Annotated in this window: 12 protein-coding genes; 3 read left to right on the top strand and 9 right to left on the bottom strand. The window is 69.9% G+C overall.

Annotated elements, in window-relative coordinates; translation table 11 throughout:
- Nucleotides 1-62: 62 nt before the first annotated feature.
- The 5 genes from ACFYRH_RS11035 to groES form a co-directional block, all read right to left on the bottom strand.
- On the bottom strand, nt 63-1,535 hold the full coding sequence (locus ACFYRH_RS11035; protein WP_387771551.1) for a hypothetical protein: 1,473 nt from the start codon (nt 1,533-1,535) through the stop codon (nt 63-65).
- Entirely contained in the window at nt 1,528-2,151 is a 624-nt protein-coding gene (gene shbA / locus ACFYRH_RS11030) for an RNA polymerase sigma factor ShbA (RefSeq protein WP_387771548.1), read from the bottom strand. The genes ACFYRH_RS11035 and shbA overlap by 8 nt, the downstream gene beginning before the upstream one ends.
- 143 nt (nt 2,152-2,294) lie before the next feature.
- Complete coding sequence (locus tag ACFYRH_RS11025; protein WP_387771545.1) at nt 2,295-2,759, bottom strand: GNAT family N-acetyltransferase; 465 nt, start codon at nt 2,757-2,759, stop codon at nt 2,295-2,297.
- A 303-nt stretch (nt 2,760-3,062) separates the two neighbouring features.
- Nucleotides 3,063-4,682 (bottom strand): chaperonin GroEL, encoded by a 1,620-nt coding sequence (groL, locus tag ACFYRH_RS11020; protein ID WP_387771542.1) that lies wholly within the window; start codon nt 4,680-4,682, stop codon nt 3,063-3,065.
- Nucleotides 4,683-4,822: 140 nt separating this feature from the next.
- Nucleotides 4,823-5,119 carry a co-chaperone GroES gene (gene groES / locus ACFYRH_RS11015; RefSeq protein WP_130384566.1) on the bottom strand — a complete coding sequence of 99 codons (297 nt, stop codon included), beginning with the start codon at nt 5,117-5,119 and terminating at the stop codon, nt 4,823-4,825.
- 269 nt (nt 5,120-5,388) lie between these two features.
- Between groES and ACFYRH_RS11010 the strand changes: the two genes are divergently transcribed.
- Together ACFYRH_RS11010 and ACFYRH_RS11005 are read left to right on the top strand one after the other, a co-directional pair.
- Complete coding sequence (locus tag ACFYRH_RS11010; protein ID WP_387771539.1) at nt 5,389-6,000, top strand: peptidoglycan-binding protein; 612 nt, start codon at nt 5,389-5,391, stop codon at nt 5,998-6,000.
- A gap of 9 nt (nt 6,001-6,009) precedes the next feature.
- Nucleotides 6,010-7,164 carry a methyltransferase domain-containing protein gene (locus ACFYRH_RS11005; protein WP_387771536.1) on the top strand — a complete coding sequence of 385 codons (1,155 nt, stop codon included), beginning with the start codon at nt 6,010-6,012 and terminating at the stop codon, nt 7,162-7,164.
- On the opposite strand, the gene ACFYRH_RS11000 is transcribed toward ACFYRH_RS11005, so the two are convergent.
- Nucleotides 7,154-8,110, bottom strand: coding sequence for a zinc-binding dehydrogenase (locus ACFYRH_RS11000; protein WP_387771534.1), 957 nt, complete (start codon nt 8,108-8,110; stop codon nt 7,154-7,156). The two genes, ACFYRH_RS11005 and ACFYRH_RS11000, sit on opposite strands and share 11 nt — an antisense overlap.
- A gap of 54 nt (nt 8,111-8,164) precedes the next feature.
- Between ACFYRH_RS11000 and ACFYRH_RS10995 the strand changes: the two genes are divergently transcribed.
- Nucleotides 8,165-8,953, top strand: a complete 789-nt coding sequence (locus tag ACFYRH_RS10995) for a helix-turn-helix domain-containing protein (protein WP_387771531.1) — start codon at nt 8,165-8,167, stop codon at nt 8,951-8,953.
- Nucleotides 8,954-9,551: 598 nt separating this feature from the next.
- On the opposite strand, the gene ACFYRH_RS10990 is transcribed toward ACFYRH_RS10995, so the two are convergent.
- The 3 genes from ACFYRH_RS10990 to ACFYRH_RS10980 form a co-directional block, all read right to left on the bottom strand.
- Nucleotides 9,552-13,469 carry a S8 family serine peptidase gene (locus ACFYRH_RS10990; RefSeq protein WP_387771528.1) on the bottom strand — a complete coding sequence of 1,306 codons (3,918 nt, stop codon included), beginning with the start codon at nt 13,467-13,469 and terminating at the stop codon, nt 9,552-9,554.
- Nucleotides 13,470-13,499: 30 nt separating this feature from the next.
- Nucleotides 13,500-13,625: a hypothetical protein gene (locus ACFYRH_RS10985; protein ID WP_387771525.1), complete on the bottom strand. Its 126-nt coding sequence runs from the start codon at nt 13,623-13,625 to the stop codon at nt 13,500-13,502.
- A 131-nt stretch (nt 13,626-13,756) separates the two neighbouring features.
- On the bottom strand, nt 13,757-16,600 hold the full coding sequence (locus ACFYRH_RS10980) for an ATP-binding protein (protein WP_387771522.1): 2,844 nt from the start codon (nt 16,598-16,600) through the stop codon (nt 13,757-13,759).
- Nucleotides 16,601-16,636 lie beyond the last annotated feature (36 nt).

The following is a 16,636-nucleotide window of genomic DNA, read 5'->3' as shown; positions in this document are numbered from 1 at the left end:
GAATCCACCATCCACAAGCAGCAGCCCGCCGCGATCGCGGCGGGCTCCTGGTGATCGGCCGACTACTTGGTCGGCGTGTTGACGATGCCGAGGATCTTCAGCAGGCTCGCGTCGTCCGTCGAGCCGTGGGTGCGGTCGATCGCGGCGTGCTTGCCCTCCGGGTACGCACCAGTGGAGTGCTTGCCCGTCGGGTAGGTCTTGCGGACCGAGCCCGTGCTGACCTTCCCGCTCGAGTGCTTCGCGGTGCTCTTCTTCGCCGGTGCCTTGGGCGCCACCGGCGTACTGCCGACCGTCGTCGCCGGGGTGTCGGTGGCACCGAAGAAGCGCTCGGCGCTCTCGACGGCCACCGGCGCACCGGTCGGGGTCGGCAGGATCGGCGAGATCGCCTGGCCGATCAGGTCGCTGACCGCGTTCGCCAGGTCGCTCGGGGTCTGCGTGACCTCGCTGCTCGGCGTCGCCGTGCTGCCGGCGCCGGACGTGTCGGTCCCGCTCGTCCCGTCCGTGGCACCGGTGCCGCTGCCCGGAGTCGTCGTACCCGTGCCGCTGTCCGAACCCGGTGCGGCGCCCTCGCTCCCGTTCGACGTGCCGGTCTGGCCGGAGCCCGAGTCGCTGCTCGGGGTCGCGGTCGGGTCACCCGATGCCGCGTTGTCACCGGTCCCGGTGTCCACGTTCGCCGGCGCGCTGGGCGTCGTCGTGGTCGTGGTGGTGGGGTCCGTCGGCCCTGTCGTCGTGGAACTGCCCGGCTCGGTCGGGTCACCCGTCGGCGTGGGCGTCGTCGGGGTGTCCGGCGGCGTCGTCGGAGTGTCCGTTGTGTCCTTGCCACCGGTGGTGGTGTCGGTCGGCGGGTCCGTCTTGCCGTCGTCGGACTTCGAGTTGCCGATCGGCTTGCCCGGATCCTGGGTCTTCGCCGGGTCGGTCGGGCCGACCTGCTTCTGATCCAAGATCGCCAGCGGCTTCTCCGGCGGCGTGACCAGCGGCGGCATCACCGGGATCGTGCGGGCGTTCGGGTCGTCGGCCAGCGTGGAGCCGTCCTTGCCGCCGGTCTGCGCGCCGTGCTCCGCCTTGATCTTCTGGTAGTCCTTGGCGACCTTGACGATCTTGGTCTTGTCCAGGACCGGCAGGCCGTCGAGCTCCTCCTTCGGGAAGCTGGTCTGCGGGCGGACCGCGTCGACCATCTTCTCGATGACCTTCTCGTACGGCGACAACGGGTCACCGGTGACCGCCGCGGCCACCCCGGAGACCGACAGCGCGGCCACCGCGGCGACACCGAGCGCCAGACCACGGGTCGCCACCTTGCGGGCGAACGGGTCGGTGATCGGGTTGAGTGCCGCGCAGCGCGCCAGGAAGCTCTCCGGATCGTCGATGGTCTCCACCGGGAGCTCGTCCTCGACCTCCACCGCCAGCCGCAGATCGGCCAGCAGCTGGACGGCCGGGTCGTGCTCGCCGGCCGCGCGGGCGGACTCCCCTCCGGCGGCCAACAGATCGAGCAGTGCGTCATCGGCCTCGATCGCGTCCAGGTCGAACCGGTCAGCCATGATGCCCCTCCCCTGCTGATCCTCGTTCCGACTGTGCTTCATGCCCCACGTACCCCCTGAGCGTGTTCAACGCCCGATGCTGTGCGACCCTCACCGCCCCCGGTGTCATGCCCAGTGCCCGGCCGGTCTCCTCGGCTGACATCCCCGCGACGACCCGGAGGCGCAGGATCTCCCGCAGCTTCTCCGGCAGCTTGTCCAGCAGGCCCATGATGTGCTGGACCTCGGACTGCCGGACCGCGCGCTCCTCCGGTGTCGGTGACTCGTCCGCGCCGTCCGGCAGGTCCGGCGTCGAGACGTCGGCGACCGCGAACGCACGCTGGGCATCGGCGACCTTGCGGGCCGCGATGCCGTAGACGAAAGCCTCGAAAGGCCTCCCCTCGTCCCGGTACCGGCCGAGTGCACCGAAGACCGCGACGCAAACCTCTTGTGCGACGTCGTCGACCATGTCGGCGCCGCCGGGATAGGTCCACAGACGGGACCGTACGTAGCGATGCGCCACAGCGCGCACCCTGGTGAGCAGGTCGTTGAGAGCTGTGCGGTCCCCGTCGCCGGCCAGCGCGGCAAGATCCCTGAGCTCGACCCGGTCGTGGGTGTCAGGTACTCGGACCTCGGTCACCCCTCGCCCCCTCGTGTCGGACCGGTCAGCCTGAAAGATGGTACGGCTCTCAACCTCACTTGCCTAGTGGCAATTCGTGGTCACCTCCGGCCAGTTGATCACGATCTGTCACTACTCGCCGGTTCGGATCCCGTCGCCGGCGCTCAGGCCGGCTGCCGGTCGGGAGGTGCGCTGAAGCGGATGAGCTCGGTGGCGTGCTGTCCGCCCCAGTCGATCGGCGTCCGCCCGACCTCGACCCACCCGGCCCTGCGATAGAGATGGACGGCGGCGCCGCGGTTGTCGACGACTTCGAGCGAGAGCTTCCGGCCCAGTTCGGCCGCGGTCGTCACGCAGTGCTGCAGGAGTTGACGCCCGATACCGCGACCGGTCGCTTTCGGGTCGACGTACAGGCGCTCGACCTCGGCGGCGTCGCCGGCAGCCGTCAGTACGACGTGACCGACGACCTGCTCGTCCTGGACCGCGACCCAGCAGCCGAGGGCCGACTCCGGCGTCAGCCAGACGCGGGGGTCGGCCGGCCAGTTGATCGGGTACCCCGCCTGCTCGTACACCGCCCGCAGCAGCTCCACGCAGACATCCAGGTCACCATCGTCCCGCACCCGTATCAGCACTCGCCTACCCCACCAGATCCTGTCTCCAGCGCCAACCCACACCCCACCCACCGGCGCCGGCTGCCGGCACATCCCGGCCCGCACTGACCAGAAGCCGGGGCCTGGCCTAGGCGGCGGGGGCAGCCAACAGGTTATTTCCTGTGCTCACCCACGAGTTCCTGTCCACGGCACCAACTCCCGCCCCGCGCCCCACGCCCCGCGCCCCGGCCACCCGCGCCGGTACGGAAACGCACAGCACCGCCCGGCAGCCGGGCTGCCGGGCGGTGCTGTGGTACTGCGTGCTGTCGAACTACTGCCTGAGGGTCAGTGGCCGTGACCGTGGCCGTGACCGGCCGCGGCGGGCTCCTCTTCCTCGGGCTTGTCGACGACCAGGGTCTCGGTCGTCAGCAGGAGCGCGGCGATCGAGCCGGCGTTGGCGAGCGCGGACCGGGTCACCTTGACCGGGTCCAGGACGCCGCTGCCGAGCAGGTCGCCGTACTCGCCGGTGGCCGCGTTGAAGCCGTTGCCGGACTCCATCTCGGACACCTTGGCGACCACGACGTAGCCCTCGTAGCCGCCGTTCTCGGCGATCCAGCGCAGCGGCTCGACGACGGCCTTGCGGACGATCCGGACACCGGTCGCCTCGTCACCGTCGAGCTCGAGCTCCTTGTCGAGCACCGTGGCCGCGTGCACAAGAGCGGAGCCGCCACCGGCGACGATGCCCTCCTCGATCGCGGCCCGGGTCGCGGACACGGCGTCCTCGATCCGGTGCTTCTTCTCCTTCAGCTCGACCTCGGTGGCCGCGCCGACCTTGATCACGCAGACGCCACCGGCCAGCTTCGCCAGCCGCTCCTGCAGCTTCTCGCGGTCCCAGTCGGAGTCGGTGCGCTCGATCTCGGCCTTGATCTGGTTGACCCGGCCGTCGATGTCGTCGGCCTTGCCGGCGCCCTCGACGACGGTCGTGTTGTCCTTCGAGACCACGATCCGGCGGGCCGAACCGAGCACCTCGAGGCCGACCTGGTCGAGCTTCAGCCCGACCTCGGGAGCCACGACCTGCGCGCCGGTGAGCGCGGCCAGGTCCTCCAGCATCGCCTTGCGGCGGTCACCGAAGCCCGGCGCCTTGACGGCGACCGAGGTGAAGTTGCCGCGGATCTTGTTCACCACCAGGGTGGACAGCGCCTCGGCCTCGACGTCCTCGGCGATGATCAGCAGCGCCTTGCCGGACTGCACGACCTTCTCCAGCAGCGGCAGCAGGTCCGCGATCGCGGAGATCTTGCCCTGGTGGATCAGGATGTACGGGTCCTCCAGCACCGCTTCGCCGGCCTCGGCGTCGGTGATGAAGTACGGCGAGATGTAGCCCTTGTCGAACTGCATACCCTCGGTGAACTCGAGTTCGGTCCCGAAGGTGTTCGACTCCTCGACGGTGATCACACCGTCCTTGCCGACCTTGTCGAACGCGTCCGCGATCAGCGCGCCGATCTCGGCGTCGCGGGCGGAGATGGTCGCGACGTGGGCCATGTCGCCCTTGTCGTCGACCGGCTTCGCGGTGTCCACCAGCTTGGCCGACACGGCCTCGACGGCCGCCTCGATACCGCGCTTGAGGCCCATCGGGTTGGCGCCGGCGGCGACCGCCCGCAGGCCCTCGTGCACCAGTGCCTGCGCCAGCACCGTCGCGGTGGTGGTGCCGTCACCGGCGATGTCGTTGGTCTTGGTGGCGACCTCCTTGGTGAGCTGCGCACCAAGGTTCTCGAACGGGTCGTCCAGCTCGACCTCACGGGCGACGGTGACACCGTCGTTGGTGATGGTCGGGGCGCCCCACTTCTTGTCCAGGACGACGTAGCGGCCCTTCGGGCCCAGCGTCACCTTCACCGTGTTCGCGAGCTTGTCGACGCCGCGCTCCAGGGCGCGCCGCGCGTTCTCGTCGAACTCGAGGATCTTCGGCATGAAGAAAACCAGTCCTTTTCTGAATGTCTACGTTGCAGGTGCCGAACGGGCGCCGTTCCCGGCCGGGACGGCCCGGCAGGAACCCACTCCGCCCCGGCGCCAGTGGCTCCGGGGCGGTGTCGGTCAGGAACGGGGGTTCGTCACTTGCTGACGACGGCGAGGATGTCGCGGGCGCCCAGGATCAGGTAGTCCTGACCGTCGTACTTGACCTCGGTGCCGCCGTACTTGGAGTAGATGACCTTGTCGCCGACGGCGACGTCCAGCGGGACGCGGTTGCCGTTGTCGTCGATCCGGCCCGGGCCGACAGCGAGGATCTCGCCCTCCTGCGGCTTCTCCTTGGCGGTGTCCGGGATCACCAGGCCGGACTTCGTGGTCTGCTCGGCTTCGAGCGGCGCGACGAGGACGCGGTCCTCGAGCGGCTTGATCGTGACCGACACTTGCTGACCTCCACGGTCGAATTCGCTTGTCTGTTTCCCATGTGGTCGCGTTCCCCTGCCGTCGCGGGGGTCAAGGGCCGGACCGCTGGCACCCTCACTAGGAGAGTGCCAACACCGAATCTAGGCCGCGATTAGCACTCGGTCAACTCGAGTGCCAAAGGAATTCGCCGCCGACGCCGTGATCGCCCCGGCACGGAATGTGGTCAAACCCCGGCCGGCATGCGACCGTTCTCTCAGAGCGGTCTCAGGGACGGCCCCCAGGAGGAGCCATGGCGTTCAAGCTGCCGGCACTGCCCAAGCTGTCCGGCCGCACCGTCGCACTCCTCGCCGCGGTCGGCGCGGTGGCGGTCGGAGCGGTCGCCGCCAACGCCTCCAAATCCGACTCCCCGGCCGCCGGCGCACCCGCCACCGCGCCGGCCCAGAAGGACCGGAAGGACGCGAAGGCCGACCAGCCCGAGGAGTCCCGCGAGGCAACCGCCGCCGAGATGAAGGCCGCGGCCGCGCTCCCGCAGTGCCGGGCCGCCCGGCTGGTCCCGGTGAACCGCAGCTGGGGCATCCCGATGCCGTCGATCTACGCGAGCACCAGCACCACCTGCAACCTGATGTACGGCGACAACCCGTACCGCGGCTCCAACCGGTACGGCGACCCGGAGACCGCGATCCAAGTGCTCCAGCGCAATCTCAACTTCTGCTACGGCACCAAGCTGGCCGTCGACGGGCTCTACGGCAGTAAGACCCAGGCCGCGGTCAAACTGGTCCAGCGGCGGCACCACCTCGTCGTGGACGGCATCTACGGCCCGAAGACCCGCTCAGCCATGAACTGGCGCCTGTACTCGATGGCAACCCGCAGCTGGAGCAGGAGCTGTTCGAGTCCCCTCTAAAGTTGCAGGGTGACTGTTACCGCGCTGCTCGACGGGCCGGGCGCTGAGGTCCTCGCCACAGCATGTGCGGACTACCAGCCCGGCCGTGAACTCCAACTGGTCGAGAAGCTCAGACGCCGGTACGACGCGACGCTGGTCACGACTGCGGTCACTCAGGCCGCGTTGCGCCACCGTGCCGTCGCCAAGTTCGGTCCGGACGCGCAGCGGATGTACTTCACCCCAGACGGCCTCGAGCAGGCCACCCGGACCGCTGTCGGCACCCATCGCGCCGCACGGATCGCAGCGACCCTCCCGGGCGCCGGCGTGGTCGACCTGGGCTGTGGCATCGGCGGCGACCTCATCAGTGCTGCCCGCGCCGGCCTGCGCGTGACCGGTGTCGAGCGCGACCCCGAGACCGCAGCCACCGCCCGCGCCAACCTGTCCGCCCTCGGCCTCCCCGGAGACGTGCTGGTCGGCGAGGCCGAGGCGACCGACCTCACGCCGTACGACGTGGTGTTCGCGGACCCCGCGCGGCGGGCGGATGGGCGGCGCGTGTTCGATCACAACGCCTACTCGCCGCCCTGGTCGTTCGTGACCGGGCTGCTGGAGCGGACTGCTTGTGTCAAGGTCGCACCGGGCATCCCGCACGACGCGGTCCCCGACGGTGTCGAGGCGGAGTGGGTCAGTGACTCCGGTGAGGTGAAGGAGGCCGCGCTGTGGTCCGGTTCGCTCGCCAACGGGATCACCCGGCGCGCCACTCTGCTGCCCAGTGCGGCGACCGTCACCGACGCACCGGACGCTGAGGTCGGTCCGGTCGGTCGGTACATCTACGAGCCCGACGGTGCGGTCGTCCGGGCCGGTCTGGTCACCGCAGTGGCTGCAGCGGTGGACGGCTGGCTTCTGGATCCGCGCATTGCTTACGTCACCGCAGCGCAGTACGTCCCGACGCCGCTCGGCTCGGCGTACGAGGTGCTGGAGGAGCTGCCGTACAAGGAGAAGGCGCTGCGTTCCTGGGTGCGCAGCCAGGGCATCGGCACGCTGGAGATCAAGAGGCGCGGTGTGGACCTCGACCCGGCCCAGCTGCGCAAGAAGCTCGCACCGAAGGGCTCGGCGTCCGCGACGCTGATCATCACGCGGATCGACCGGGACGCCGTCGCCTACTCGTGCCGCCGCATCACATCCTGACGACGACCTTCCCCGTCGCCTCGTCGTTCTCCATGTACCGGTGCGCCGCGCTGATGTCCTGCAGATCGAACACGCGATCCACATTGGGCGCGTAGACCCCGGCCTCGACCTCACCGACGATTCGCTGCAGTACGTCGGCCCGCCCCTTCATCGTCTCGCTGTGAAAAGCCGTCAGCCGCGTACCACTGGGGATCATCGCGATCGGCTCGAAGTTCTCGATCAGCCACCCACTGAGCGAACCCGCCACGCACACCGTCCCGCCTGGCGCGACGAGGCGCAACGACTCGACCGCCGTCCGCGCCCCGACCAGATCCAGAACGTACGACGGCCCGTCCGGCCACGGCAGCGCCAACGGTCCATCGTCGTCGATGATCACGTGCTCCGCCGTCAACCCGCCGGCCTTGGCGGCACGCCGGGTCGTCACCGCGGTCTCGACGCCGTACGCGCGCGCGATCGACGCGGCCGCCATCCCGACCGACGACGTCCCGCCGCGGATCAGCAGCCGGCCGCCCGCCTCGATCCCCACCGCTTCGAGCGCCCCGAACGCGGTCAGATACGTCTCCGGCAGCGCGGCCAGAACGTCCCACGGCAAGGAGGTGTCGAGCGGCATCAACGATGCGTTCGGCAACAACGCGTACTCCGCACAGCCCCCGTCGTACTGCCGTCCCATCTCCCCCATCACCGCCGCGACCGTCACCCCTTCCGGTACGGCGGGATCGGTCGACACCGCGACGACGCCGACGCACTCGATGCCGAGCACCCGCGGAAAGCTCACGCTCGGCGAGTGCCCTTGGCGGGTCCGCAGCTCCGACCGGTTCAGCCCGGCCGCCCGGACCCGGACCAGACTCCAGCCGTCCCGAACCGCCGGCACCGGCAACTCGCGAATCTCTAGCACCTCGGGACCACCAGCGCGGACACAGACCGCGGCACGCATCGTCGTCGTCATGCGTCCACGATGCGTCCGGAGCGACCTGGCCGACCACCGATAGAATGCCAAGCTATGCCCGATGGCCGCCAACCTGACCGGTCGGAATTCTTCCCGTCCGCCGGCGCCCACCAGTGGACGTCGGGCGGCACGAGCTCCGTGCACACCCACGACGAAGGACACCTGGTGTACGCCGCCCGCGGTGTCCTGTCCGTGCACACCGACCACGGCACCTCGATCGTGCCCGCGAACCGGGTCGCCTGGACCCCCGCCGGCTTCTCGCACCATCATCGCGCTCACGGCGAGACCGACATGCGCATCGTCTTCCTGCCGACCGCGCTGGCCCGACGAGTCCCGAACCGCCCCGCGGTCTTCCTGGCCTCGGGCCTCGCCCGCGAGGTCCTGCTCGCCCTGACCAGCCGCCACCTCGACAGCCAGGCCCGAACCCGCCTCCAACGCGTCCTCGTCGACGAACTCCACGAAGCGACGGAGCAACCACTCCAACTCCCCGAGCCACAGGACGACCGCCTGCGAACCATCGCAAGGCTGCTCCGCGAGAACCCGGCCGACAACACCTCACTCGCCGAACTCGGCCGCAGCGCCGGCGCCGGGGCCCGCACCCTCAGCCGGCTCTTCCACAACGAACTCGGCATGACCTTCTACGAGTGGCGAACCCAGCTCCGGATCTACCATGCTCTGGTCCTGCTCGCCGCCGGCCACGACACGACGTACGTCGCCCACGCCTGCGGCTGGGCGAACCCGAGCGGATTCATCGCCGCCTTCGCGGCCGTCGTCGGCACCACCCCCGGCCGGCACCGGGCCGCACAATCGGGACTTGCGCTCGACCCGTATTCGAACATATGATCGACCTCGCGAGCGGGTCTCCGGGTGACTTGCCGACGGACGAGGTGCTGCGTCCGTTGCTGCGCTCCCCGGAGACCCGCCACTAGCGTCCTGAGTCGGACGCTGGGCGAGGGATTCCAGTGGTCAGCTGCGTGCGTCGCGGGGCGTGCTCAGTGGGGCGTGCTCAGTGGGGCGTGCTCAGTGGGGCGTGCTCAGTGGGGCGTGCTCAGTGGGGCACTCGCGGTGCTCGGCACGTCGATCAGCCTGAATCCGGGCGACCGGGTGGTGAGGAGCTCTGGCACGGTGAGGTTCGACAGGCGGTTCTCGCTTGGGGTTGGCACAGGTACTCGGGACTGCGAACCCGGTATTACCTGTCTGCAGTCCCCACTTCCCGTCCGCAGTCCACATGGCTGAACCGGCCTTCGGCGCTGAACGCCGGTGTCCGTTGACCACGCGTCACCCAACCCAGGTCCATCGTTCACCTGGGTTGGGCACGCTGATCAGTGGAACCGGTTGCCGCTAACCGTTCGCCTGGGGAGCCAGCGGTGCGCAACACCCCCAGGCCTCTGCAACCGTGGTGGGTGCGCAGCCGAAGCCACGCACCCACGCGCTCCCGTCCTTACGGACGCTTGATGGTCACCGTGCGAACGGGTTGAGCACCTCCGTTCCCACGAATCGTCAGCGTCAGCTGCGACACCCCGTCCGGCCAGGTGACGTTGACCGGGATCGTCGTCCGCGCCCGCTTCGCCAGGGTCCCGGAGTCCTCCGGAACCGAAGCCCACCGCGGCTGCGCGGCGATCGGGTCCGGCGTCGCAACCGTCATCAACGCCGTGCCGGCGAGGAACGTCGTGATCAGGTTGCCCTGCGGGTCGAGATCCACCGAAGTCCCGGGCAGGCCCGCCACGGAGTACTCCGGGATCGTCAGCGACGACTGTTCCGCGCAGGTCGCCGGGTCGATCTGCCGGTACACGGACTGGTTGTGCCCGAGCCCGTCGCCGTACTCCTCGGTGTGCGACCAGAGCGACTGCGACACGGGGTTGAAGCCGAGTCCCGAGGCCTGCCGCGGATACATGCAGCTACCGAGCAGCTCGCCCGGATCGGTGTGCCCGAAACCGGTCAACGTCCGGATCTGCGCTTGGAAACCACCGATTTGAGCCTGCGCCGAGGTGAAGAACCGGTCCTGGTCCGCGTCGTAGGCGAGCCCGACCAACTGCACCTCGGCGCGGTAGCCGGTCCGCACCAGCGAGACGTTCTCCGGCGCCGCCGGGTTGACGCAGGCGATGTCGGTGGTCACCCGGTACAGCGTCATGCACAGCAGCGACCGGTCCGGCACCCAGGCGAGATCGGTCGCGACCGTCAGCGCGTCACCCGCACCGACAGCCTTGGCGATCGGGGCCATCGGGATCACCGCGCCGGTCGGGTCACCGCCCGCGGTCACCTGGACGATGCTCTGCCCGAGCAGGTCCGTGGCCCAGTACTGCCCGTCGACCTCCTCGACCGCGGTCGTCGCCTTGCCGAACAGGATCTTGGACAGCTCGGTTCCCGGCGCCGCCCCGGCAGCGCCCGGGACCGACAGCCGCGCCCGCCAGTTCAGCGGTGCGTCGCCGTCGTTGCGCAGCGCAACCTGCACCGGCTTGCCTGGCCTCGACGACACCGTCGACGGCACGTTGATCACACCGCCCGACAGCGTGGTCCGCAGCGCCAGCTCCTGCCGGTCGGTCGTCAACTTCACGGTCTGATCCGGAAGCGCGTCGTACCCCGGCTCGGCCAGCACCGAGAGCTTGTACTGCCGCCCCGTCATCAACTGCAACCGGTACTTGCCTTCGGCATCGGTCATGACCCGTTGGGCCAGCCAACCGTTCTGGTCGCGCAGGTCGACGTTCGCGTTCGGCACCGCCTTGCCCGCCTTGTCCACCACCGTGCCGTTCACGAAACCGTTCGCCGGCAGGCTGAAGTGGATCTGCCGCTCGCTGGACAGCACCGGCTCCTTGTTCGAGTACGTGAACTCGGTGCGGTCGGCGGCGCGGCCGTCCGGGCTGTGGTCGTTGATCATCACGATCGTCTCGAGGCCGGTCTGCAGCGGATCGGCCGGATCGAGACCGTGGTACGCGAACACGATGTCGCCGCGTTCGTGCAGGGTGACCTCGTAGCTGAAGTGGATGTCCTGACCGATCACCGAGTAGTTCCGGAACTCCATCGTGAACGTCCGGTTCGGCGCGGTGCCGCTGGTGCGCGTGTACAACTGCGCCTGCCCGTCGTCGAAGGCCGCGCCGAGCCGCGGGGTCAGCCCGTAGTTCACGGTGTCGTACCCGTACTCGTCGTACGGGTAGTTCGCACCGTTGTACGGCGTGGTCCAGAACCCGACCTGCGCGATCCCGCCCGGAGCCATGTACGCCGTGTCGTAGGTCTTCCCGAAGTACGTGAACCGGAACGGCAGCTTGACGGCCGTCGAGTCGTAGACGTGCGGCTTGACGACCTCCTGAGTGCCGTCGATCCAGGTCGTCGGCTCGAGGCCGCAGGTGTAGCCGTAGCTCCCGCCCCACCAACCGTCCGGGCTCATCGGCTGGTCGGACCGGCGCCCGAGTTCGACGGCCGGAACCGTGGTGTTCGCGCTCACCTGGATCGTGCGGTAGACCGGCACCGCACAGCGCCCGCCGTCGTCGATCTTCACCGTGTAGCTGCGCGGCCCGGGCACACCCTTCAGCGTGAACCGGCCGCTCGCATCCGCGGTCGCGACGTACTTCGTCCCGATGATCGTGGCCGTCCCGGCCAGCGGCCCGCCCGTGGTCTGGTCCGCGATCGTCCCGGACACCGTGAATCCGTCGGTATCGGCGAGCTGTACGTCGGTGGTCGTCGTCTGGTCCGCGGTGACCACGATGGTCGCCGTACCCGCCCTGTAGCCGAAGGCGGTGATCGTCGCGGTGTAGCTGCCGATCGGGAGGTTCGCGACCGAATAGTTGCCGTTAGCATCGGTACGCGTCGATCGCTGACCGGCCGATCCGCTCAGTGCGACGGCCGCACCCGAGACCGGCGTACCGGTGCTGCTCGTGACCTTGCCGGCGATCGCGCCGGCAGCGCCGGCGTCGACTGCTTCGACCAGGGCGAGTGCGTCCAGGCGGCCCTCGCCGTACACGTTGTTGTCGGCCGCGGTGCCGCCGCACGTGGTGTCGTCGGCGTCCTGTGCGGTCTGGTCGAGCAACTGCCGGATCCGCGCGACGTCACCGATCAGCTCCGGGTGCGCCGACAGCAGCAGGGCGACTGCGCCCGCTACGTGCGGCGCGGCCATCGACGTACCGCTCATGAGCGCGTAGCGGCCGTTCAGGTAGCTGGAACGGACCAGGTCGCCGGGGGCGGAGATGTTCGGCTTGACCTCGCCGTCCTGGCCCGGGCCACGGCTGGAGAAGCTCGCGATCGTGCCGTCCTCGCTGTAGGCGCCGACCGCGTAGTTCAGGGTCCGGCTGCCCGGGCTGCCGGAGGTGTCGCAGCCGGGCCCGTTGTTGCCGTTGCTCCAGACACCGAAGATGCCCGAGTCCGCCCACGCCTGCTGGATGTCCTCGAGGAACGGCTCAGTGGTCGGGTTGGTGGAACCCCAGGAGTTGTTGACGATGTTCGGCCGCTTCGACGGGTCCGGCGCGCTGCCGTCGGTCTTGGTCGGCGCGAGCATCCATTGCGACGCCTGCAGCAGCGTCTCGTCCGACGCGCAGCAGCCGTTCGCCTCGATCCAGCGCGCACCGGGCGCGACACCGGTCTGGTTCACGCCCCCGTCGTCGCCGACCATCGTGCCCATCGTGTGCGTGCCGTGGCCCTGGTGGTCGGTCGGGAACTGCGAGGCTCCAGAAGTGTCCAGCCAGTTGTAGTCGTTGCTGAACGAGCCGTCGGCGTTCGTCCCGCGGTACTGCTCGACGAGCGCCGGGTGGCTCAACTCGGTGCCGGTGTCGATGCTGGCGACGACGATGCCGTCACCGCGGGCGCCGTACTTCTGCCAGACCTGGTCGGCCTTGATACTCCTGACACCCCACTCGGGTCCGGTGACCGCCGCAGCGGCCTTGCTCTGCACCGGCTCGGCCTGCTCGTACGACACCGGCGCGAAGATGCTTTGCACCGACGGTGCCGCACTCAGCGTCTGCGCCAGCGTGTAGTCGCCGCCGTGCACCCGGATCGCGTTGGAGACCCAGTACGACGTGTAGTCCACGTGGGCCTTGTCCAGCAAGGCCCGGGCCCCGGCCTGCGCGTCCTTGGCCGCTTTGCTCAGCCGATCCACGACGTACGTGCCGCGCTCGGTCCAGTCGCGGATGCCGGACGCTTCCGAGGTGCCGGCGGCGGAATCGAACTTGATCCAGAAGTCCTGCGGACCGGTGCCGTCGGCGGTGAACTTCTGCTGCAGGGACTTGGCGATCTTGTCCGGACGGATCGGTGCCGGACCGGCGTCCTTCCGAGCTTGGGCGGTCGGTACTCCGACCAGCGCCAGGGTGAGAGTGATGACGAGCAGAAAGAGCAGGAACGTTCGACTTCGGCGGAACTCGGCTGATCTGTTCATGGGCGGGGGACTCCCTGGTCGAGTGGGCGGTCAGAGCGGTTCGTAGTCGTCCGCGCCGGCTGGCACGTCGGGCTCGGTCTGCTCGTCGGAGGCATCGGCCGCGGCCGGATCGGATCCTTCGTCCGAGGACGCCCGCGGCCTCTGTGGATCACGCATGCCAGCAGTCAACCCAGCTGGACCGCTCGGTGGGGCTTCCGACCGAACCAATGTCGACCGGCACCGCACCAATCTGAACTAGGGCGTGTGTCCTGATGCGGCGCAGTAGGCGGGGGATCAGGAGACACGCCCTAGAGGAGTCCCGCCTCGCGGGCCGCGGCCGGGATCTCGTGGCGGGAGCTGAGCCCGAGTTTGCGGAGCGCCGACGACAGCTGGGACGAGACAGTGTGCGGCGAGCGGAACAGCGCCTCGGCCACCTCGCGATTCGAGCGGCCCTCCGCGACCAGGCGGACGACTTCGAGTTCACGGGGCGAGAGCTGGTCGCCGTACCCCTTGCGACCTCCCCACCAGGGACGGCTGCGTTTGACGCCGTGCTCGGTCAGCACCTGCAGGATCCGGGTCGCGTCCGAGCGTGCGCCCAACGCCGCGAGTCCGTCGAAGGCGGCGGTCAGCGAGGCCAGTCCGTCGGCGGTCCGGCCGGCGCCGAGGTCGCAGCGTCCGGCCTGTTCCTGGACCAGCAGAGCGGCGTACGGGCGCGGCAGTTGTGCCCACGCTCGGGCGGCTTCGCGGTACGCCGTACGGGCGCGGCCGGAGTCGCCGGCGGCCGCGGCGACCAACGCCGTACAGGTGGCGACCGCGGCGGGTGAGCTCAGCGAACGCCCGGACGGTACTCCGCGTTCGAAGGCAGCCGTCAGCTCGGCCGCGTCGTCGAGCCGGCCGACCGCGGCCAGCGCGGCGACGCGAACCGGCACGAGCTCGTTGGCCCACAGCCACGACTGTTTCGTGTGGATGATCTCCATCGCCGGATCGGTGATGACTACCGCTTCGTCCGGCCGGCCGTCGGCGAGCGGCCCGATCGCGGCCAGCGCGGCGACCTCCGCCGTCAGCGAGGTCGGCGCGAACTCCCAAACCCCCTGGACCGCCTCGTCGAGCCGGGTCAGCTCGCGCCCGGCCGCATGGTCGAGCCAAAGCACGACGAGCAGCGCCTCGACCCTGGTGTTCGCCGGGATGTCCTCGTTGCCGGCCAGTTCGGCAGCGCGTTCGGCCAGACCGTCCCACGCGCCGGTGTGCCAGTCGAGCCGGGCCTGGTTCAGCGCGATCAGGTCCGTCATCCGCACATAGCCACGCCCTTCGGCCAACGCGGCGGCCCGGTCCAGCATCGTGCGCGCTTCGGCGTAGCGGCCCCACAGCAGCGCCACGTCGCTCAGATTGATGTTGCCTCGGGCAAGATCATCGCGCTGCCGTGGATCGGTCGCCTCGTTGGGGAGCTGGTCGAGCTGATCCCACCCGGACGGCTCGCCGAGCCCCAGCAACCCCACGGTGTGGTCGACCAGGAACCGCGTGCCCTCGACGGGATCGTCGAGGCGCACCAACTCCCGCGCCCGGCGCAGCCAGCCCAGGTGCCGAGACGCCGGCCACGATGTCCCGTGCGGTACGCCGAGCATCAGCATCGCCCGCATCGACGTGGTCCGGTCCTGCACCAGATCCGGTACGGCGAGTTCGAGCTCCCGCCGCGACCCGGCGAAATCGCCCGAGTTGCTCAGCGCCCGCGCCAGCTGGAACCGCAACGCACCGCGGGCCTCGTCAGCGCACTCGTCGAGCCCGGCCCGCAGCGCCCGGATCAACGCGTCGTACCGCTGCTCGCCGACGACCGCGCTGTAGGTGATCTTCGCCGCGATCCGCGCCAGCTCGGCACCGTCCAGCTCAGCCTCGAGCGCGAGGTCGAACAGGTACCCGACGGACGTGGTCTCGTCGCCGGCCGCGAGGGCCGCGTCGGCTGCTTGCTCGGCGTACCGTCGCCAGCGCGGAAGTTCCCGGGCCGCCTTGAAATGCTCGGCCAGTTGCGCGGCCCGGCCTCGTTGCTCCAGCAGTTCGCCCGCGGCCCGGTGCGCGGCCCGCCGTTCGTGTGCGGGAATCTCGTCGTACACGGCCTGCCGGACGAGCGCGTGCCGGAACGCGACCCCGGTCCCGCGTTCCTCGAGCAGCTGAACCGCGAGCGCCGCGGACACCCCGTCGTACGCCGGTCCCTGCGCCAGTCCCGTGATGGCGACGAGACCGTCCACGTCGACCGGTTCGCCGGCGACGGCCGCGGCCCGCAGTACCGCCTGGGTCGGGCGATCGAGATGCGCGAGCCGTTCGAGCACGCCGTCGCGGATCCGGGCCGGGACGGTGATCTGGTCGAGGTGCCGCCGTACCCAGGCGCCGTCGCGGTGGGTCAGGTCGGCGCGGGCGTGCAACAGGCGGACGGTCTCCTCCAGCGCCAGCGGCACGCCGTCCGTGCGGGTCCGGAGGAAGCCCGCGAACGCCTTGGATACCGGCGGTTCGGCGAGCATCGACGACACCAGCGTCGCGGTCTCGCCGACGCTCAATCCGTCGAGCCGGACCCGCACCGCACCCGGCACGATCCGCAACCGCGGTACGTCGGGAGTCCGGCACGTGATCACCAACGACAACGCCGCGGCCGGCCGCGTCTGCAAGTACAGCAGCAGATCGACACTCGCCGGGTCTGCCCACTGCGCGTCCTCGACGACCAGCAACGAGATCCCGAGCGCGTCGATCAGCTCGCCCAGCGCGCGGAACAACCGGTGTCGTGCGGCGGCCGGATCGTCGAGTGGCTCCGGGCTCGGCGGCAGATGACCGATCCATTCCGGGAACACCGACCGCAACGCCCCGGTCAGTGGGCTCAACGACAACAACCGGACGTCGTCCACCGCCGCTCGCAACGCGTCGACCACAGCGGCCAACGTGAACGGCTGGCTGTACGGCGGACAGGTGACCAGCAACGTGGTCCGCTCGACGTCCCGCAGTACCTCCTGGACCAGCCGGGTCTTGCCGATCCCGGCCTCGCCCTCGATCAGCAGCACCACCGGATCGGGCCTGTCCAACGCGTCCCGGAGCACGGCCAGTTCACGATCCCGGCCGACGAACCGGGGCGCGAGAATGCCACTCGTCGACTCGCTGTCCGAAGTACGCATCGACCGGCCACCTCCCGCACGGAGTCGGCGCAGCCT

Origin of the sequence: Kribbella sp. NPDC004875, assembly GCF_042873375.1 — a bacterium.
Taxonomy (GTDB): domain Bacteria; phylum Actinomycetota; class Actinomycetes; order Propionibacteriales; family Kribbellaceae; genus Kribbella.
This window is presented reverse-complemented; position numbering and strand designations above follow the sequence as displayed.